15 protein-coding genes are annotated in these 21,113 nt (G+C 63.2%); 2 read left to right on the top strand and 13 right to left on the bottom strand.

Annotated elements, in window-relative coordinates; translation table 11 throughout:
• Position 1: 1 nt before the first annotated feature.
• The 5 genes from EHS19_RS11320 to EHS19_RS04915 all read right to left on the bottom strand — a co-directional run bounded on the left by EHS19_RS11320 (position 2) and on the right by EHS19_RS04915 (position 8,794).
• Positions 2-1,909 (bottom strand): glycosyltransferase, encoded by a 1,908-nt coding sequence (locus EHS19_RS11320; RefSeq protein WP_151916677.1) that lies wholly within the window; start codon positions 1,907-1,909, stop codon positions 2-4.
• Entirely contained in the window at positions 1,906-3,192 is a 1,287-nt protein-coding gene (locus EHS19_RS04930) for a glycosyltransferase family 4 protein (protein WP_175578312.1), read from the bottom strand. Before EHS19_RS04930 ends, EHS19_RS11320 begins: the two co-directional genes overlap by 4 nt.
• A gap of 159 nt (positions 3,193-3,351) precedes the next feature.
• The gene (locus EHS19_RS04925) at positions 3,352-4,851 is read right to left on the bottom strand and encodes a tyrosine-protein kinase domain-containing protein (RefSeq protein ID WP_151916676.1); all 1,500 of its coding nucleotides are present in this window, start codon (positions 4,849-4,851) and stop codon (positions 3,352-3,354) included.
• Between the two features lie 227 nt (positions 4,852-5,078).
• Positions 5,079-7,046 (bottom strand): DUF4012 domain-containing protein, encoded by a 1,968-nt coding sequence (locus EHS19_RS04920; protein WP_175578311.1) that lies wholly within the window; start codon positions 7,044-7,046, stop codon positions 5,079-5,081.
• A 209-nt stretch (positions 7,047-7,255) separates the two neighbouring features.
• Entirely contained in the window at positions 7,256-8,794 is a 1,539-nt protein-coding gene (locus EHS19_RS04915; protein ID WP_421745275.1) for a sugar transferase, read from the bottom strand.
• A gap of 345 nt (positions 8,795-9,139) precedes the next feature.
• Between EHS19_RS04915 and EHS19_RS04910 the strand changes: the two genes are divergently transcribed.
• Entirely contained in the window at positions 9,140-10,690 is a 1,551-nt protein-coding gene (locus tag EHS19_RS04910; RefSeq protein WP_151916673.1) for a nucleotidyltransferase family protein, read from the top strand.
• A gap of 93 nt (positions 10,691-10,783) precedes the next feature.
• Here the strand turns inward: EHS19_RS04910 and EHS19_RS10730 are convergent, their stop codons facing one another.
• Entirely contained in the window at positions 10,784-10,981 is a 198-nt protein-coding gene (locus EHS19_RS10730) for a hypothetical protein (RefSeq protein WP_175578310.1), read from the bottom strand.
• A gap of 28 nt (positions 10,982-11,009) precedes the next feature.
• On the opposite strand from EHS19_RS10730, the gene EHS19_RS04905 reads away from it, so the two are divergent.
• On the top strand, positions 11,010-12,128 hold the full coding sequence (locus tag EHS19_RS04905; RefSeq protein WP_241677085.1) for a glycosyltransferase family A protein: 1,119 nt from the start codon (positions 11,010-11,012) through the stop codon (positions 12,126-12,128).
• 147 nt (positions 12,129-12,275) lie between these two features.
• Here EHS19_RS04905 and EHS19_RS04900 read toward each other — a convergent pair whose 3' ends face one another.
• The 7 genes from EHS19_RS04900 to EHS19_RS04870 form a co-directional block, all read right to left on the bottom strand.
• Positions 12,276-13,070: a S24/S26 family peptidase gene (locus EHS19_RS04900; protein WP_151916671.1), complete on the bottom strand. Its 795-nt coding sequence runs from the start codon at positions 13,068-13,070 to the stop codon at positions 12,276-12,278.
• Positions 13,067-13,330, bottom strand: a complete 264-nt coding sequence (locus EHS19_RS04895) for a PqqD family protein (RefSeq protein WP_151916670.1) — start codon at positions 13,328-13,330, stop codon at positions 13,067-13,069. Before EHS19_RS04895 ends, EHS19_RS04900 begins: the two co-directional genes overlap by 4 nt.
• 219 nt (positions 13,331-13,549) lie before the next feature.
• Positions 13,550-14,422, bottom strand: a complete 873-nt coding sequence (locus tag EHS19_RS04890; RefSeq protein ID WP_151916669.1) for a hypothetical protein — start codon at positions 14,420-14,422, stop codon at positions 13,550-13,552.
• Positions 14,423-14,621: 199 nt separating this feature from the next.
• The gene (locus EHS19_RS04885; protein ID WP_151916668.1) at positions 14,622-15,542 is read right to left on the bottom strand and encodes a hypothetical protein; all 921 of its coding nucleotides are present in this window, start codon (positions 15,540-15,542) and stop codon (positions 14,622-14,624) included.
• Between the two features lie 1,747 nt (positions 15,543-17,289).
• A complete protein-coding gene (locus tag EHS19_RS04880; RefSeq protein ID WP_151916695.1) occupies positions 17,290-18,588 on the bottom strand; it encodes an Nramp family divalent metal transporter in 1,299 nt (432 codons plus the stop codon).
• A 606-nt stretch (positions 18,589-19,194) separates the two neighbouring features.
• Positions 19,195-19,959 carry an HNH endonuclease family protein gene (locus EHS19_RS04875; protein ID WP_151916667.1) on the bottom strand — a complete coding sequence of 255 codons (765 nt, stop codon included), beginning with the start codon at positions 19,957-19,959 and terminating at the stop codon, positions 19,195-19,197.
• Positions 19,952-20,836, bottom strand: coding sequence for an aldo/keto reductase (locus EHS19_RS04870; protein ID WP_151916666.1), 885 nt, complete (start codon positions 20,834-20,836; stop codon positions 19,952-19,954). Before EHS19_RS04870 ends, EHS19_RS04875 begins: the two co-directional genes overlap by 8 nt.
• Positions 20,837-21,113 lie beyond the last annotated feature (277 nt).

The following is a 21,113-nucleotide window of genomic DNA, read 5'->3' as shown; positions in this document are numbered from 1 at the left end:
GTCAGCGCCTCCCCGATGTGGCGGAGTCGGAAGTGGTGGAGGCGCTGCTGGCACCGCGGTTCACGTTGGCGCTGCCGCCGTTCGCTTTAGCGCCGCGCTCCGCCTTGGCGAGGGCGTCGAGATAGAAGCTCTGCAGCCACGCCGCGTTCTTCACGATGTCGAAGCCGGCCTTGGTGACCAGTGCCGGCCCCTGCGCGCGATCCGTGATCTTCGGATGGGCGGCCTGATCGAGAATGCGCCGCGCCCATTCGTCGGGGCTTGCGGCGAGCGGCACGACCTGCACGTTGCCGGTCACATCGCACTGCACGGGTACACGGTCGGAGATCGTGCACGGAAGACCGGAGGACTGCGCCTCGATCATCGTCACCGGCAGTCCCTCGAACAGGCTGGGCAGCACGAACGCATCCATGCCCTGCAGCAGACGGTTCACGTCGGAGCGCACGCCGAGGAATCGCACCGATCCGCTCAATCCGAGGGAATCGACCTTGGCGCGGATGTGGTTCTTGAGCTCGTCGTTCAGCTCGCCGCCGCCGACCAGCCACAGTTCGCTGTTCGGACGCGCCTTGTGCAATGCGGCGAAGACGTCGATGAGGAACTCGTGGTTCTTCTGCGGGAAGAAGCGGCCGACATGACCGAGCACGAACGTGTCGGCCGCCGTGCCCACTTCGGCGCGCACATCGGCGCGGATCGCGGGGTCGAAGCGGTATTGCGCCGTATCGATGGCGTTGCGCTGCTGGATGACCTTGGCGCGGTTCTTTTTGCCGAACAGCCAGTCGCCGGCCTCCTCGCCGCATGCGAACATGTGCGTGACGTATTTGGGCAGACGCATGCGGAAGTATTCGCGGAAGATGGATTTGAGGTTGAATCCGACCGGACGGTTGTGCGCGTGGGCGATGCGCACGGGCACGCCGAGCTTGTAGGCTTCGCGCAATCCGAAATAGCTGCGCTCCTCCAGATTGGAGTGGATGATGCGATACTCCGGGTGTGCGGTGAGGAACGCGCGGATCTCCTTCTTGTAGCGACTGAAATACTGCGGGTACATCGGGCACATGCGGTAGATGCGACCGCCGAGGGATTCGATCTCATCCTCGTAGGCGGCGCGGTACTCGCGGTTGACGAGGAAGTCGTAGGTGACCTTGGTGCGGTCCATGTGACGCAGATAGTTCATCATCATGGTTTCGGCGCCGCCGCGGTCCATGACCGTGTCGAGCACGAGGACGCGGACGGGAGTGGGGCGCGCGGTCTCTCCCCCAGCCGCGCGTTGCGCGACAGCCCCCTCATCAGAGGGGGCCGAGACGGACGCACCCGCGCGTCGCGCGGCAACCTCGGCGGAAGGTGCAGAGGAGGCTGACTCACTCGTGTGCTGCGCGGCCGTGTTCTCGACGGATGCGGCCGGGGCCAGAGTCGGTGCATCCGCGCCGGGGCGACGAATGGGCGTGAAGGTGAGGTCGGTGGTCGCGCGGACCACGGTGTCGGCTGGTATGTCGCCGCTGATCACGCATCCGGCACCGATCACGCTGTTGTCGCCGATCGTCGTGCCTTTGAGAATGGTCGCATTCGAGCCGATCCAGCAGTGGCTGCCGATGTGCACCGGCGCTTCGGAATACCCCTGTTCCTTGATCGACACCGTGGGGTCGGCGAAGCGATGGTTGTGATCGTAGACGTGCACGTTCTCGCCGAACAGCGTGCCGTCGCCGATCTCGATCAGCTTGCGCGCGTGCAACCCGCAGCCGTTGTTGAAGAACACGTTGCTGCCGATCACAATGCGGCCGTCGCCGTCGCAGGTGGCCTGGAAGCCCTTGCGCAGATGCAGTGCACTCCCCCAGCGCATACGCCGACCATACACGACGCGGTACAGCGCCTTCAGCAGCAGTCCGGTGAACCGATACCACAGTTTGATGAGAATCATGCCGCGCTCCTCGTCTTGCCTGCCTGATCTGCCTTGTTCGCCGCGTTCACGTCGTTCGTGCCGCCGACGCTTCCGTTACCCTCATATTCGCCGGCGATCGCCGCAACCATGCGATCCAGCGTGAACCGCTCCAGATACGTGGCCCGCACCTGCTCGCGGCTCGGCGGATTGCCCAGCAGCCGCAGCACGGCCTGCGCACCGGCCTCGTCGTCGCCTACCGGGAACAACGCGCCGTTTGCCAGCTTTTCGTTTGCCGCCGCACCGCTTGCCGGTTTGCCGCTGGCAGACACACCGCTGGCGGACTCACACACCACCTCGTCGTTGCCTGTCACCCGGGTCGCCGCGATCGGCACGCCGGCACGCAGCGCTTCGATCAGCGAATACGGCATGCCCTCGTAGAGCGAGGTCAGCAGATACACGTTGAACGCGGCCACCACATCGTCGGCATCCTGACGATAGCCAAGCAGATGCACATGATCGGCCACGCCGCGCTCAGCAAGCCATGCCGCGACCTGCGGCTCCAGCGGGCCGTCGCCCACATAGCAGAAGTGCACGTCCGGGCGCTGCGCGACCACGCGCGCCGCGATGCGGGCGAACGTCATCGGATCCTTCTGCTCGACCATGCGTGCGGTCACGCCGACCACCGGGGCACCGGCCGGCACGCCCAATGATTCCAATCCGAGCATCTCACGCGCCTCGGCGCGCGACGGCACCGGAGAATCGGGAATGCCGTTGACGATCACGCGGAACTTGCCCGGCTTGTCGAGCCGTTCGGCCAAGGCGGCATCACGCTCCCCCGCGGACACGTTGAACGTGCGCGTGGTGGCATGGCGACTGAACCAGCGTTCCAGTCCGACGAACACCACGCGCTTGCGCCCGCCGAACTCCGGTGCTTGGAACGAATAGGCGTGCGGTGTGTAGAACACGAGCGGCACATGCTCACGCTTGGCGGCCAGCCGCCCGATGATGCCCGCCTTGGAGCTGTGGCAGTGCACGACGTCCGGGCGGAAGGCGCGGATCACGCGCCGCACCTGCCTGAGCGCGGCGAGCTCATGCTTCGGCGAGATCGGGCGCACCAGATCGTCGCAGGGAATGAGTTTGGCGTAGCGGCGCAGATCATCAAGCCCCTCGACGAACTGCGCGTCCATACGCGACGTGCCGTAGATCAGCGCAAGCTCGAAACGGGACTGGTCAAGGCCGTGAATCAGATCAACCACATGCCGCCGCGAGCCACCCTGCGACTCCAGTACGAGCAGTACGCGAATCCTGCGATTGCGCTCCATTTCCTGTCCTTCTCCCAGTCTCTTGCTCCCAGTCGGCTTTGCCAACGCCCCTCGTCTACCGGAGCCACCGCTCAACTCCACCGCTCTGCCGCGGACCTACGGACGAGATGCACCGGCAGTGCCGCTGGTCGGTATTGCGGATCAGTGCTGAATTGCGGATCAGTGCTGCTTGGGAATCGCCGGCGCCTGCACATGCACATCGCCGCCTGCGACACCGGAAGGCATGTCCGGCGTGATGGCCTTGGCGACGGCCGCCTCGGACACTGCGGGCGCGTCCTTGACGGTGGTGACGGCCTTGCCGTCGTCGTCCGAATAGTAGTAGTAGCTCTTGCCCTTGCGTTTGCTTTCCTGCGCGTAGTTGACGACCACGCCGGTGATCTTCGCGTCGATCATGCCGAATTCGCCGGTCACGCCGCGCAGCGAGCGCTTCGTGGCGACGTTCTGGCCGACGACCAGCACCACCAGTCCGCCTTCCTTGGCGAAGACGGCGGCGTCGTTGGCCACGTCCATCGGCGTGGTGTCGATGATGATGTGGTCGTAGTAGCCGGACAGTTGCTCCAGCGCCTTGTGCATCGTCGAGGAGTTGAGCAGCAGGCTCGGATTCGCGGAACGGGTGCCGGCGGGCAGCACGTGGAAGTTGCGCTTCCAGTAGCGCTGGATCACGGTCTTGGAATCCGCCTGACCGGTGATCAGATGCGTCAGGCCGACCGCGCCGTTGATGCCAAGGTACTTGTCGATCGAAGGCTTGCGCAGATCGGCGTCGATCAGCAGCACCGAATCGCCCTTCTCGGCATAGGCAGCGGCCAGATTCGCCGACAGCGTGCTCTTGCCCTCGTTGGCCGCACCGGAGGTGACGACGACCACGTTGGTGACCGGCGCATCCTGCGGCACGACGAACATGAGGTTGGCGGCGATGCGGCGGATCGACTCGGCTGCGGCGCCGCCCGGCTGGGCGACGATGACGGGGGCCGAGCCGGCGAATACCGGATTGCGCGGAATCATGCCCAACACCGGAGCATCAACCAACGATTCGACGTCGGATACCTGACGAATCTTCTGATCCATCAGACCGAGTGCCAGCGCCACGAACACGGCCAGCGCCAAGCCAATGGCGGCGCCGGTGGCGATACCGGCCGGAATGTTCGGCGAAATCGGAGCGCCCGGCGCATACGCCTTCTGGACCACGTTGAACTCGATGGGGGTGGTGAGCTTGCCGCCATCGGTGTACAGGTCGTTGACGATGAGGTCCTGCAGGCTGGTCGCGATCTCGTTGGCGATGTCGGCGGCGGTCTGCGGATCGGTGTTGTTGGCCGTGATGGTCATCAGCGTGCCGTTGCCGACTTCGGCATTGACGCTACCGGCCAAACCGCCGACGGTGGTCTTGAGACCGAGGTGGTCGATCACCGGCTGCAGCACCGATTCGGTCTTCACCAGCGACGTGTACGTGCTCATCTGGTTGCTGATGGCGTACAGGTTGGCGTTCACCGCGCTCAGATCGGTGTTGCCGGCCTGCGTGCGCACGAGCACCTGCGTGGATGCCGAGTAGACCGGGGGCTCGGACTTGACCTGCCAGGTGGCTAGACCGGTCACTGCAGCGAAGATGACGATTTCAAGAATCCAGAATTTCCTGAGAATCTTCAACAGTTCGGTGATGTTCACCTCGATTGCCCTTTCTTTCCCTTCATATCCCTGAACAATGTGCGACGCTTAGGTATTGTCGTATATTTGGCATGCATTGATGCAAGGAATCCTGCTGGTTCACAGGAGTCTGCGGTACAGCAACGAATACGTTGCACCATCATAACGACGGTCTCGTATATTCGCGCGCGTGCGCGCAAGGTCACCACAAAGACCACACGTGCGCGATGCATACGCGTTGTCGCCGCTCACTGATCGTCCTTCTTCGAGGAGATCCACTGCACGGACGGCTTGCCGTCGATGCGCGGCGTCTGGCGCACGGTCAGTCCCGCGCCGGAACCCTTGGGGGACGCGGCGACGGTCACGTCGAACGAATACGATTCGCCGGGCTTGAGCGTCACCTTCTTCGCGGCGACGGTCAGCTCCTTGTGCGTGGTGAGCATGTCGAACTTGGCGTCGCCGGGCAGCTTCCATCCGGTCATGCGGCCTTCGGCGGGCGCATACACGTACACCATGGTCACGATCTCGCCCGGCTTGATCGACGCGTCACGTTCCGACATGCCCTCGCCGGAGACGTAGGCGGGCAGCGAATCCACCTCGGACGCGGCAAGCGTGTTGCGCATCGTCACGTGAAGCGTATAGCGCTCCGACCCTTCGTCGCCGTCCGGCGAGGCGACGCGCTCGGCGGTGACGGTGCGATCGAGATACCAGTCCATCTTGCCCTGCGTGCCATCGGAGAAGTACACGCTGGCGGTCGGCTCGGCCGGCTTGGTCTCCAGCTCGCCCGAAATCGCAGTGCCCGAGATGTGCACCTGCTCGTCGCCGCTGGCCGACCACACGTAGAGGTGACCGTCGTTGACGGAGTTCATCACCGCCTTGATCAACGCCACGGACTGCCCGTTCGATGCGCTGAGCACATGCATGAACGCGTCGTGCGCCACCATCGAGAACAGCGCATCCTGCTCGTTCGGCGTCAGATGCTGGAAATAGCTGTCGTGCAGCAGCAGCTTCACCGTATTGGTGCCGTCGAACGTGACGCCGTTGGAGGTGAATCCGCCCGTCACTGCAAGCAGGTTCTGCAGCAGCACCGGATCGATCATGATGACGCCGTCCACCTGCTGGCCCTTCGCCTTCTTCCACATGTCGGACGCGATCTTCGCGGCACGCGGATAGTCGGGCGTGAAGTTCACATCATGCGGTTTGAGGGTCAGATTCGGGCCGAACAGGCCCAGCTCCTCGCTATCCTCCTCGCTGACCGGCTCCTTGAGCAGCGGCAGATCGGTTTCGGGCACGAATCCGGAGAGCGTGAGCTTGCCGCCTTTGGCCGTGAGCGTGCCCCACGAGCCGGGAAGACCGCCGGTCGGACGCAGCTCGGCGTTGTTCTGCGCGATCACCAGATACGTGCGTTCATCCTGATTGTTCAGATCCAGCATGCTTGGAGCGGTCTGCGCGATGCGGGAGAACACGTCCACCGTGCCGGCGATCGTGTCGAATCCGCTGCGCGCCTTGTCGAGCGCGTCGGCGAGCTGGCCGATGTGCGGTCGTGAAAGATTGTTGAGCTCCACCTTCGCCTCGTTCAGCGAGCTTGCCGCCTGCGCGAGATCGGGCGCGCTCGCCGCGAGCCCCGGCATGGAGACGGTGGAGTCCTTGACGCTGATCGAGTCGAGCTTGAGCGTGCTTGCCGCGCGCGCCAGTCCGGGCAATGCGTCCGTCGATACGTCATGGAGAATGTCGATCGTGTCGCGGGCGGTCGCCACGTCGCCGCCGAAGTACGGAATCCATTCCAGCGGTGCCCAGGCGGGCGAACTCGTCTCGTTCCAGGCCGCGTCGATGCCCTGCGAAAGCTGCCCGACCGCGCCGGCGATGGCTGAGGGATCGCCGGAGTTGATGGCGTTCTGGGCGGAGGTCGCGCCCTGCAAGGCCTGGGTGACGGCGTTCTTGACCTTGATCGCGGACCACCCGATGTACGCGATGTAGGCGATCAGCGCGAGCAGCAGCACCCCGACGGCGATGAGGATGCGGCGGCGACGGCGTTTGCGACGGATGCGCGCGATGTGCTCGGCGCTCATGCGACGGCGGTGCATGCTGGAGCCGTGCGCGGTCGCATCGGCGTGCAGGGCCGCCTTGGTGAATCCGGAAAGGTCCGGCGCGGCGACGACATCGGCATCGTCGGCTCCGTCGATGACCGCCTCGGGAATCGTATGGGAAACGTGCACGACGGGCGGCTCATGGGTAGCCGGCGGCTCGGGCGGAGACGGCGGCTCATGGGAGGTTTGCGGATCGGGCTGAGCCGGCGGTTCCGGCGGCGTCAGCGGCGTATGGGATTGAGGGGACCGCGATTCGCTGCGCTGCGGCGGCCGTGGCTGTTGCGGCGGCAACGGCGGCATTAGAGGAGCCGAGTCGGCTTCGGATTCTTCATTCGTCATCAGTAGGCGCCCTTCTGCATGAGTACGGCGGAAACGGTACGGAACATCAGCATGATGTCGCCCATGATCGACCAGCTCTGCACATATGCCACGTCAAGCTGCTCGCTTTCCTCGGCGGACAGATCGGACCGGCCGGAGACCTGCCACGGGCCTGTGATGCCGGGCTTGACCAGCATGCGCGTGGCGTACACCGGATTGTAGCGGGCGTATTCCTCCGGCAGCGGCGGGCGGGGGCCGACGACCGACATGTCGCCCTTGAACACGTTGAGGAACTGCGGCAGCTCATCGATGGAGAAGCGGCGTATGAAGTGGCCGACCTTGGTGATGCGCGGATCGTTCTTCATCTTGAAGATGAACCGATTCTCCTGCCCGGTCTCATGGGCGAGCTTCGCCTTGAGCGCGTCGGCGTTGGTGACCATGGAACGGAACTTGATCATCTCGAACGGACGGCCACGCAGCCCGATGCGCTTCTGCCGGTAGAACACCGGACCGCCGTCCTCAAGCTTGATGGCGATGGCCACCGGAATGGTGACGATCAGCGACAGCACGATGGCCAGCGACGAGACGATCAGATCGAACACGCGCTTGATGAACCGCGTTCCCGCGGAATACTGCGGCAGACGCAGCGTGATCACCGTCGTGCCCTGAATCTGGCGCACCTGCGTCTCATGGCCGGCGACGTCCGCAGCGGAGGTGATGAGCGCCACCTCAAGTCCCAGCGATTCCATGGTCACCGCAAACGTGTCGAACGCGTCGGAGAACCGCTTGATCACATCGCACACCATCACCGTCTGCGCCTGCGCATCGACGACCGCCGATCCCAGATTCGGAGAATACCGCAGAATCGGCAGATGATCATCGCCATGGATATGCATGTAGGCGTGCAGCATCGAATGGTCAGGTTCCTCTTCGACCGCGCCGGTCTGCGGATTCAGCCGAATCGGGCACACCGCGACCGGACGGTAGTTGAGCTGCGAGCGCTGGTTGAGGAACTGCAGCGCGCGACCGATGCCGGCCGGCGAGCCGACCACCACCGTGCCATAGGAATAGACGCCCTTGCGGCGGCTGCGCGTGATGAACAGGCGTGTCAGCACCCGCGCGAACATCGTCAGCACCCAGGTCAGCAGCGAGACTATCGTCACCGACGAGAGCGTGAGCGTGAGATTGAGTATGAAGCACAGCGCGCACTGGAACGCCCAGCAGAAGAAGGCGCCCTTGAGCAGCAGCGGATTGACCTGATACCCGTCGCCCATCACATGGCGGTGATACAGCCCCACCCCGCGCAGGCACAGCACCCAGACCACCGACATGGCCAGCAGATAGAAAGTGATATCGACATCCCAGCCGTAACGCAGCGAATACAGCTCGCCGTTCTCGTGGCGAATGTTCAGTACGGTGGCGCCGGCAACCAGAAACATCGCGGCATCGGTGAACATCAGAGCAAGATTGACGAACGACCGCCAATAGAGCACGCGGGACAGTCCGCGAAGACTCGAATCATTCGCCCCCTCAACGGATTGAAGAATTCCGTCAGACACGGCAGAGGACGGCACCGAGGCACCGCTCTTCCTCTTGATCAAATCACTCACCTCTTCAGTCTTCCACCGCACCGCCAGGAGACAATGCCCTCCCAGCACGATTACAGCAACACCATACATGTCCTCATGTACGCGCGAGACCGCACATGAACCCCGCATGAATCCCATATAAACGCCGGAAGACGAACACACAGCCACGACAGATTCCACCCGCTGACCCACATCGTCAAGCGTCCGACCGGAAATGCATGCACCGGATACGATATCATCAGGAGATGGACTATACCAAGACCGTGTCAGGACGATCGGAGCCCAATCAAGGGGGCAAAATGGGGGTGCACTGTCGTGAATACAACCAATGCCGTGCCACAGACCACGACACCACCCTGCGACACGCCGGAACAAGCCTGTGATATCGCGGATATCGCACCCTCCGCCCAACGAGCGCTGTCCGCCGAACGCGCCCGCGACGGACTGATGCTGATGGGTCTGGTACGCGCCGCACTGGGGACGCATGGTGAGACGAATCTCAGCGGCGGCGACGGCGGCACTGATGCAGCCGACTTGGGCACCGCCACCGCCAACCGGTGGGCGCGCATCCACGCGCTCGCCGCAGCGCAAAGCCTGCAGGCGATCAGCTGGATGGGCGTCAACACCGACCCGGCACTCGTCGCAAGCGTGCCGGCCGCCATCGCCAGCGTCTGGGAGAACGAGGCGAACCTCACCCTGTACCGGCAGATCACGTTCGACATGGCCCGCGAGCGCATCCTCGCGCAGCTTTCGGCGCGCGGCATCTCCTCCATGCCGCTCAAGGGCGTGCACACCGCCACGTACTACCCCCAGCCGGGCATGCGTTCGATGAGCGACAACGACATACTTGTGGGGTTCATCGAACGTGGGTCGGACGGTACGTGGCAGCCGGTGCGCGACACCGATGCCGACGAACGGCTGCGACGGATCGTCATCGACGTGATGAGCGCGGACGGCTACGACATCAGCGAGGACACGGAAAGCGACACCGGCTTCATCAAAAAGCCGTTCCTCTCGTTCGAGATGCATCGCATGCTGGAGATGCGCTATCGCGGCGCAATCCACGACTACTACGCCAATCCGTGGCGGCGCGCGCAGCCCGATGCCGCCGATCCGCATCTGATGCGCTGGTCGTTGGAGGATCAGTATCTGTTCCATATCACGCACATGCAGAAGCACTATGCGATCGGCGGGTGCGGTCTGCGGTTCGTGGTCGACGAGCGGGTGCTGCTGGATCGGATGGGCAGGCCGGACGAATCCGGTGAATCGCAGAGCGAGCAGCAGAGCGAATCGAGCGAATCGCAGAGCAAGCAGGGCGGCCAGCGGCAGAGCGGCGCGGATTGGCGGTATATCAATGATGAGCTGTCGAAGCTGGGTCTGACCGACTTCGAGCGGCGCGTGCGGCATCTCGCCGAAGCGCTGTTCGGCGGTGCGCGCATCGGCAATGACGACGCGGCGCTGTTCCTCTACATGCTCGACAGCGGCACCTACGGCACCGCCGAGCACCAGCAGCAGATGCGCATGCAGCGCGCGCTGGGCGAAAACGCCGACATGCCGGAGCGGTACGCGCGCATCGGGCGGGCGGAAGGCGGCATCGACGGCTCCGGGGATGGCGATGCCGCAGCCGACGATGCAAGCACGGGATCAGGGCGACGCATGCCGATCGCAGCACGTCTTCGATACATCTGGCGGCGACTGTACCCCGAGCGCAGCGAACTGGTCGGTTTCTACCCGCTATTCGCCAGGCATCCTTGGCTAATTCCCATCTCCCCGCTGTATCGTGTGTTCGTGTCGCTGCGGCGGCGGCCCGATCAGCTGCGCGACGAACTGCAGCGACTGGGCGGGCGCAAATCAAGCGGACAATAAGCGGGTGAGCGTAAATCGAACGGACGCAAACCGAACGGACGAGACGGGAGACATGACGGAACGGGACATCAGGGCGATGCGCGCGGCGAATGATCAGGTGAATGCCGCGGCAGACCACGAGGCGAACGGGAACGCGCGTCGCAGCGTCGCGGACAGCACGTGCGGCAGTGCGAACATCGTTATGGACCACGGTATAGGCAACTGCATTACCGGCAATGCCACGAATGAAGAAGCATCTCGGATTTCAGCTTCGGCATCGCCGCTGATATCCGTCATCGTGCCGATGTTCAACGTGGCGCCATACGCGCGCGATTGCGTCATGTCACTGTTGACGATGCAGCCGATCGATGGCGGCGATCCCACCGGCGGCGGCGCGGAAATCATCATCATCGACGACGGTTCGACCGACGGCACCGCGGCGATACTCGACGACATCGACGCGCGCTTCCAGCAACAGCAGCAGCCGCAACAACAGCAACAGCAACAGCAACAACGGCCGCCGAACCGACCGCCGCAATGGATACGTCTGCGCGTCGTCCACACCGCCAATCAGGGGCTGTCGGCTGCGCGCAATCTGGGCGTGCAGCTGGCAACCGGGCGCTATGTCACGTTCGTGGACGGCGACGACAAGGTGCGGCCGAACTATCTGACGTCGCTGTGGCATGGGCTGACGGCGCTCGGCGGGGTCACGCGGCCGCTGGTGATCGGCACTTCGGCGACGCTTGCACGCGATTCCGAAGACGGCGAGCAGGAGGCAGCCGTCCCGCGCACAACCACTGTCCCCTGCACCGTCGTCACGCCCGACGAGGCGATGACGGCGATTCTTGCGGGCAGACTGTCGATGACCGCGTGGGGGAAGCTGGCGTCACGGGACTTCTATCTGACGCACCCGTTCTCCATCGGCCGCGTCTACGAGGATCTGGAGTCGATCGCGCCGCTTGTCGTCCACGCCGACCGCGTGGCCACCCTGACGGAGCCGATCTACTGGTACCGCATGCGCAGCGATTCGCTGTCGCATCCTGCGCATCCGACGCGGCGGCATGCGGATGATTTCGCGCGCGCCATCGATCTGTTCGCCCAATCATGCGCCCTGCTGTTCGCCGATCGCGTTCCCGCGTCGCTGCTCGCCTACCAGCAGTCGGTGCAATACATGCGATTGCATCGGCTGCTGCGCGCGATGAGCCGACCGGTCGGGCGGGAACCGGAACGAGAGTCGGAACGAGAGTCGGAACGGGAATCGGAACGGGAATCGGAGCGAGAATCGGCTTGGCGGATCGCCAGCGACCGGCAGGTCGTCAGGCAGGTTCGTCGGCTTTCCGCGGCCGCGCTCGACGCTCCGGTATCGTCCACGGCGAGGCTGAGATTACGGCTTTTTCTGCATTGCCGATGGCTGTACGATCTCGCATTCGACTGGCGGGACCGGCTTACGCGGCAATAGCGGGCCGGTGCCGACGGCGGGCGCGTATGCCAGCGAGCAGGTGCCTTCAGCGAGCCAGCGAATCAGCACAGGCAGTGAGCCGGCGGGCAAACACCGCCTGCACAGGCCGACGCCGTAGGCGGGCGCGACTGTAGACGGGCGCAGGCGTCAGCGAACCAGCGAGCGAAACGCCCGAACCAGCGTGCGCAGCGGCGTGCGGGCGAGCACCCCGCGCATCGCATGCGCAATCCGGCGAATGGGGAAGATGGCGTTCCATATGCGGCAATACGCCCGATACCGCCATCCGGAAAGGTCCAGATGACGATTGCCGCGCCAGCATTCCTCAAGCACGCCGATCACCCAATCGGCCGGAACCCGTTCCAGCACAAACGTATTGTCTCCGCGAATCAGGTAGGTCACGCCGGATTCGCGGGCGGCGCCGGCGGGTGCAGCGGCGGCACGACCGGTGTGGTCGGTGCGGTCGGCGTCGGCGGCACAGCCGAAATCGCTACCGGAATCAGTGACATCAGGCCGCGCCGGCATCGATTCGGTCGGCCGATTCTTGGGATCCGTGCGATTTGCGGAATCCGCGAAATCGGCGAAATCCGCGTGATTCGACTGCGCCGACTGCGTCGCCGGCATCGTCTGCACGACGCGAATCACGCGATGCAGCACGTATGCGCCGTCCGGTCTGCGATACAACGCCACATCGAAACGCCGCAGCAGACCGCCGGGCCGAGCTGATTCCGCCGGGCGGATGACGATCGTATCGCGCCGATTCCGCAACATGGGCAGCATGCTGCGGCCTGACGTGGTGGACACCAACACGCCTTCGCTCGCCAGCGTCTGCTCGATGGATGAGAGCGCAGCGGACGAGAGCGAGGCAGACGGGCGCGAAGGCGATGCGAAATCGTGCGCATCGCGACGCGCGTCACCGCCGGTGGAAGCCGCGCGAGCGATCATGCAAGGAAGCCCTGCTCGTTCATGCGCTCCACAAATGCCTTGACGTCGGACGCGGCACGCGACTCATCGACGTCGAAGTCGTGAGTCAGATCGGACGCGATCTCGGCTTCGGTCTTGCCCGCCGCAAGACCCTGCCAGATCGCCTTGCCGGTGTCGTTGAGCTTGATCATGCCATGAAAATGCTCGCTCGCCTCGCCGGTCGCAATGACCACGGTCTGACCGGCCACGTCACGCAGCACGAATCCGTCCTTGAGTCGCATCGTCCATCCCCTCTTCAGCAATCATGGGCGCTGCCCGGAACCCAGCCGGGCATCACCCGAATCATCGTCAACCATGTCGCCTTGTGAAAGCCGACCTCAATGCCGATTCTACGCGCCGCCGCTCATAATGGCTCGCCGCCCGCTTACGGCTCGGCTCGCGGGTCGGATTGCGAGCCGAAATCAGCGATCGGAATCAGCGATCGGAAGCAGCAGTGAAGATCAGTAGTAGCCGGTCCACTTGCTGCCATCGGATTCGGTGACGATGCCCGACCCCGGCTTGGACGGCTTGTTGGGCTGCGACGGCTTGTTGGAGCCGCCTGAGTTCCCGCCATTGCTGGAGCCGCCATTCGAGTTATTGTTGGAGCCGCCGCCGTTCGAGCCACCGTTGCCCGGCTTGTTCGTACCCGATCCGCCGTTCGAGTTATTGGACCCGTTGCCGCCCGTCGCCGGGGTGTCGTTGTCTGCGGCATCACCATTCGGCTTGTTGCCGTTGCTGCCACTGCTGTTGCTGCCGTTGCTGCCGGTACCGTTGCCGCTGTTTGCATTGCCGCCGGTGGTCGGCTTGGATGACGAGCCGGCATTGGACGTGTTGCCACCAGTGGTCGAACCGTTCCCCGAATCATTCGACGGGCCATTCCAGTCGTCAGCGTTGCCACCATTGGCATTGCCGCCATTGGCCGTGTTCGAGCCATCGCCGAACAGTTCGGACGAGTCCACCGAAGTATCGCCATCGCCGCGCGCGCCATCAGTGCCAGCGGAATTGAGATCAGCCGTATTGGAATCGGTCGCGTCGGAGCCGGTCGCATTTGAATCGGTCGAATCGCCGCGCGCGGAATCCGATGACTGCTCACCGGAACCAGTGCCATTGGAAGACTGCGAACCGTTGGAACCAGCCGTCGGCCCCTCGGCACGATTCGCCGACGCGCTGCTGCCCTGATCGCCAACCGGACCCGTGCGCAATCCATCGGACAATCCGCGAAATGCAACGACCATCGCAACGACAAACGCCACAACAGCCAACGCCGCGACCACAACCACGACCACGGTCCGCCGATCGCCCGTAAGTCTCTTCACCCATGCCGGTGTGCGCATGCCCACTCTCCTGCCTTACCCGACCGATCAACGCCGACCGGCACTACACATCACAGCCAACCATCATAGAGGAAGGGCGTCACAAGCGATCACTCGCCGCGGCCGGTCATGGCATAGCTGGGCCCTTGAATCAATAATCAATAATCCCAATAATCAACAAATCAAATCAATAAATCAAATCAATAAAACAAATCAATAATCAATGAATCATGGCATCGTGGCTTGCGCGCACCGCATCCGGACTGATCGTGCAGCGCAGCAAGTAGATGGGCACCGTGCGCAGCAGCACGTCGAGCAGTTCCAGAGTGTCGGCGACGGCAAGCAGGTCAGCCGGCATATACGTCTGCCGCGCGATCAGCGGCAGTGCCTGTTCCACACCGATGCGTGAACACACATTGTCGGTTCCTCGCGTCACCACGCAGATGCCGCCAAGCGGAGCGCTGGTGTTGGCCTGCCAGTTCTCCTTGCCGGCCCACGGCGTGCCGTAGGCGATGGTCTCGCAGCTGCGGGGAGTGTCGGTGGGGTCCGGATTGTCTGGTTTGTCCGGTTTGTCCGGTTCGCCTGGTTTGCCAAGGGTTGTTTTGTCTGCTATGTCAGGGGTAGCTTTGTCAAGGGTAGCTTTGTCAGGGTTCGCACTACCCAAGGTTGCGTTACCCAGGCCCGCGTTACCCAGGGTCGCGCCACCCAAGCCCGCGCCGATGTGCAGGATCGGCTTGTCGCCATTGATGATGCCCACGCGATCGCCGTAGACCTCGCGCCAGAGTCGAATATGCGTGGTCTTGCCCGTGCCGCTCGGTGCGGTGAACAGCCAGGCGCGGCCGGCGAAGCTGATCGTCGCGCCGTGAAACACCACGCGATGCAACGCCGGGAGCTGCTCGGCGATGCGACGGAACACGGCGAGCGTCTCCAGATAGTCGTCCGAGGAACCCTCCTGCGTGGCGAGCTCCCGCTCATGCGCGATGTCGCCCGGAGTGATCGCAACCGCGATATCCGCGTTCATGGCGTCCTGCTCGAAACCGGAGGATGGCAGCAGATAGTCGGCGCATTGGCGTTCGATACGATCATGCATCGATCGGACCGCGACGCGAAGGTCGGACAGGCGCATCAGAAAATCACTCACAGGCCCATGATACAGCCACGGATACAGCTGGGGATAAACCGGGGAGATTGCCACGGATACTGGTACTGATACGGATACGGACACGGATACAGCAGCGGCTGCGGCCACAGATACGGGTACAGCAGCAGCTACGGCCACAGATACGGCAGCGCCTCACAGGCACTTCGTGAAATCCTTGCGCTGGGACAGTGCTTAGCGCAAGTGTCTTAGCGCAAATGTCTTAGCGCAAGGTTTTCTCGAAATAAACGGCCATTTCGAGATTATCTTGCGCCAGCCACCCTCGTAGCGCAAGCTTTTCTCGAGCTCAAGGCATATTTCGAGAATTTCTTGCGCCCAACGCCCTGTTAGCGCAAGATTCTCTCGAGCTCGGGACTCTTTTCGAGATTATCTTGCGCATGGCAAACGCTGGCAAACGCCGGCTGGCGGCGGCCGGCGGGTTTGCGCAAGGATTTCTCGAAATAAACGGCCATTTCGAGATTATCTTGCGCCAGCCACCCTCGTAGCGCAAGCTTTTCTCGAGCTCAAAGCATATTCCGAGAATTTCTTGCGCCCAGCGATAGGTTTGCGCAAGGATTTCTCGAAATGGCCGATAATCCCGAGAATTTCTTGCGCCGAGGTGCTAGTGTGCCGCGTCAGAAGTTCGTTGATCATATTGTTGGCTCCCCTTGTAAGGACAGCACCGTAAAGCAAACAGCGGAGCTGTTTGTAGGTGCTGTGCGAGCCGACCGGCGAGCAGGCATGCTGCGCGCGGAGCGCGTCCATGCTTACAGGACGAGCTGGCCCGCGAAGCGGGACTGAGGGGTAGTGAATTCGTCAATGAATTTCTGACGCAGGACACTAGATGGCTACTGGATGGCTGCGCCTTGTTGCGTCTTGTTGAGGCGGTGTCTCTTTGTGTTGTCTTTATGTTGTCTTAGCGCAGTCTTAGCGCAGTTGCCTCTTAGCGCAGCCTCTTAGCGCAAGGATTTCTCGGGATTTGCCTTGAGTTCGTGAAATCCTTGCGCAATGGGAGCCGTTAGCGCAAGGATTTCTCGGGAAGAAGGGGAACTTCGTAAAATACTTGCGCTGGGACAGTGCTTAGCGCAAAGATTCTACGAACTCAAGGAGGATTCCGAAAAATCCTTGCGCAAAGGAAGTACAAGGAAGCGCGAGGAGCGCTGCTTTAGCGCAAGGATCTCTCGGGGAAAACGGCCATTTCGTAAAATCCTTGCGCTAAGGGGGTCGTTAGCGCAAGGATTCTACGCAAGGATTCTACGCAAAGATTCTACGAACTCAAGGCAAATCCCGAAAAATCCTTGCGCAAAGAGGCGGGTCACGCAAGATAATCTCAAACCCAAAGCTGTAATTCCCGAATAACGTGGAGAACGAGTATTATCGACAGCAGACGGCACAAGCCGTCTCACAGTAGAGGCGGAACAAAATCAGGCCGCTTCACACGTTCACCGACACAATCACTGACACGATCCCAGCGAACAAAAATCGGGAAAGAAACGGCCATCTCCCGAATTTCGATCACTGAGACACACTTAGTGAACAGAATTCGGGAGCAATGGGTTCAATTCCCGAATAACGATCACTGACACAATCCCAGCGAACAGAATTCGGGAGATAGCGGATGTTTTCCCGAATTTCGATCGCTGAGACAGACTGAGACAGACTGAGACAGACAGCGCAAGAGAAAGACCGAGCAAGAAACGAACCAAGCAAGAGAAAGACCACTGGTCGCCAATCGGCAACCAACACGACACTAGGCCAGACCGGAGAGCGTGAGTACGATCAGCACCACGTTGAGCGCGACGATCAGCGCCGCGACCACGATGAACAGCACATGCTTGGCCGTCCCGTCAACGTACTCGCCCATCAGCTTGCGATCATGCGTGTAGCGCAGCAGCGGAATGATCGCGAACGGGATGCCGATCGACAGGATCACCTGGCCGATCACCAGCGCCTGTGTGGGGTTCGGCGCGAACCACAGCACGATCAGTCCGGGAACCAGCGTCACCACGCGGCACGCCCACATCGGCGCCTTGATGCGCAGCAGCCCGTGCATGATCTCCGAACCGGCATACGTGCCAACCGAAGTGGAGCTGAGCGACGATGCGAGCAGTCCGATCGAGAAGATCGTGCCGATCACCGGACCGAGCACCGCCACGATCGCATGCTGTGCGCCGTTGATCGAATCGGTGCCCTTCATGCCGTACAGCGAGTTCGCGGCGAGAATCAGCAGGCACAGATTCACCGACCCGGCCAGCAGCAGCGCCCAGAACACGTCGATCTTCGAGCCGTGCAGCAGCTCGCGCGTGGTCGGCCGCTCCTCGCCGCCCGCATAATGGTCGTTGACGAGCGTGGAATGCAGGTAGATCGCGTGCGGCATCACGGTCGCGCCCAGCATCGACGTGGCCATCAGCACCGAATCGCGGGTGGTGAACCGCGGAACCAAGCCACCCAGCACGGCCGCCGGATCAGGCGGCGCAATGAACAGTCCGGCGATGAAGCCGAACGTGATGACCAGCAGCAGCGCGATCACCATCTTCTCGAACATGCGATGCGTGCGACCGCCCTCGAACATGAGCAGCACGGTCGACACCGCGCCGATCACCAGTCCGCCGACGAACAGCGGCAAATCGAACAGCAGGTTGAGCGCGATCGCGCCGCCGATCAGCTCGGCCAAATCGGTGGCGATGGCGATCACCTCGGCCTGCATGAAGAACATGAATCGGCCGCCGTCGCTCATGCGCTCGCCAAGCAGTTCGGGCAGCGACTTGCCGGTGACGATGCCGAGTTTGGCGGACTGGTATTGGATGAGCACGCTCATCGCGTTCGCGAGCACCAGCACCCACACGAGCAGGTAGCCGTAGCGCGCGCCCGACGTGATGTTCGCCGCCACGTTGCCCGGGTCCACATAGGCGACGGCGGCGACGAACGCCGGTCCGAGAATCGAGACGAGCGAATGGCCATGCTGGACTTTGCCCGCATAGTGGCGCGCGTTCTGACGTTCCCGTTCGATCTCCGCCTCGGGTCGATCATGCTCGATGGCGTTCGTCAGGCCGTGGTGTTTGTTGACGCTGCGAATGCGCCCGTAGCCGCGTTCGTCGCGGTGCGGACCGTTGAAGGTCGGCTCATGGGTGGCGGTGCGGCCCTCGGGCACGCGGTCGTCGTTGAGTCGGGCGGGGTGCTGCGGATGCGCTGATTGCCGGGGATTCGACTGCGGTTGCGGTTGTGACTGCGAATCCAGCTGCGGCTGACTTGATTGCGACTGCGGCGGTACGGTCGGCTGCGGCTGTACTGGCTGCGGCTGTACTGGCTGCGGCTGCTGAGAACGATCCGATTGCGACGACTGCAATTGCCGCGATTGCGACTGCGGCGCAGTGTCGCCGGAGCCGCCCGCCTGTTCGTCGCCAAGCATCTGCCATATTCCGCGTATCTGTCGCACTGTCTGCGCCCCTTCCTCACCGTGCAACGGTATACCGCGGCCATGTTACAAATTGACGCGCGCCGCCGCAGTCGATCGCGGCAACCGCACCCCGACAGCAGCCAACTCTGCAACCGACCGCACCGCCGCAGCCGCACCACCGTAACCGCCGCGCCGCAGTCACACCGCCGCAACCGCACCCCCGGCAACGCGCCCCCGGCAACGCACCCCCGCAGCGCTTCACGGCAGCTGCTGGGCCGGGCAGGAACGCAGCACGGCGAGCATGGCGCGTTTTTCGGCGGTGGTGACGCTGAGCTGGTATTTGGCTTTGACGCCGATCTGCCGGGCTACGTAGTCGCATCGGTAGGCGGAGTTCGTGGGCAGCCAGTAGGCGGCCGAAGCCGACCCCTTGGCTTCGTTGGCCGGCCCGTCGACGGCGAGCAGATTGTACGGATCGTTGCCGAAACGGTATCGCTTGGCGGTGTCCCACTGGCTTGCGCCAGACTGCCATGCGTTTTCGAGCGCGACGACGTGGTCGATCTGCACTTTCGCGCTGGTGGTGCGGCCGCGGCTGAACCGGATGGTCGCGCCGGTGTACGGATCGGCAAGCGTGCCGGATTTGACCTGGCATCGCTTGGAGCCGCTTGCGGCACTGGTGCCGACGTAGCGCACGTCGGTCAGGTCGCGGGCGAGGATGTCGTCGCGAATGTCGCATCCGTTGCCGTCGTCGTCGGTCTGCCGGTAGCCGAACGCGTCGCGATCGTAGCCGGCCGTGCTGGGATGGTCGTCGACGGCGAGTTTGGCGAGCGCGTCGGCCGCGGGCCCGGATGCCGCGTATTCGCCGGTGATCTGGCCGATCGTCGGGCTGAGCTTGGGCAGCAGCAGTCCGGCCGACACGCCGATGATCGCGGCGACGACCAGCAGAATGAGCAGTCGCTCGACCGGACTGGTTCCGGTGAAGCGGCGCGCGCGGAAGCGTGCGGAATGATGGCGACGGTCACGCATACGTGAACGTGAGCGGATCGTGGCCGGCGCGCTTGGGGCCGTCGAGCGCGTCGATCGCGGCATGCTCCTCCAGGGTGAGCGCGAATCCGAAGAGATCGAGATTCTCCTTCTGCCGCGCCACATGCACCGACTTGGGGATGATGATCGTGCCGTTTTCGATGTGCCAGCGCAGGATCACCTGGGCGGGGCTCACGTTGTGCGCTTTGGCGATGCGCTCGATCGTGCCGTCGCCGGCATTGAGATCGGCACCGCGGGCCATCGGCGAGTACGCTTCGACGGCGATGCCGCGCTCCTTGCAGAATTCGACCACGTTGCGCTGCTGCCAGGTCGGATGCAGTTCGATCTGGTTGATGGCTGGCCATTCGCCGGTTTCGTCGTGCAGTCGTTCGAGATGCTCGGGGAGGAAGTTGCACACGCCGAGCGTCTTCACGCGCTCCTCCTTGCGCAGCTTGACGAACGCCTTCCACGTGTCGCCGGAACGCCAGTTGAACGGGGTGGGCCAGTGGATCATGTACATGTCAACGTAGTCGACCTGCAGTTTGGCGAGGGAGTCGTCGAACGCCTTGAGCGCGGAATCGTAGCCCTGTTCGGAGTCGCGCAGCTTGGTGGTCAGCCACAGGTTGCGGCGGCGGCGACCCTTGTTGAATCCGGTTTCGGCGAGCGCGCGGCCGACGCCGGCTTCGTTGTTGTATCCGGCGGCGCCGTCGATGTGGCGGTATCCGGCGGCGAGCGCTGCCTTGACGACCGGGGTGACGCCTTCGTCGTCGATGCGCAGCACGCCGAGACCGATCTGCGGGATGCGGTTGCCGTCGTTCAATCTGATGCGCGGCATGGTTGCGGCGGCGGCCGCTACGACGAGATCACTGGGTTCGCTCATGACAGACACACTCCTTGCTGTTGCACGCTGCTTGCACACTGCCTGCACGCGCGATGGCCGATATGGCTGATATTACCGATTGCCGGTCAGTTGGCCGGTTGGTCAGTTGATCGGCTGGCCGGTTGGCCAGTTGGCCAGTTGGCCAGTTGGCCGGTTGGCCAGTTGGCCGGCTGATCGACTGGCCAGTTGGCCGGTTGGCCTGTTGGCCTGTTGGCCTGTTGGCCTGTTGGCCGGTTGGCCAGTTGGCCGGCTGATCAACCGATCGCATCGCGCCGCT

The sequence above is a fragment of the Bifidobacterium jacchi genome (assembly GCF_009078285.1).
GTDB lineage: Bacteria > Actinomycetota > Actinomycetes > Actinomycetales > Bifidobacteriaceae > Bifidobacterium > Bifidobacterium jacchi.
This window is presented reverse-complemented; position numbering and strand designations above follow the sequence as displayed.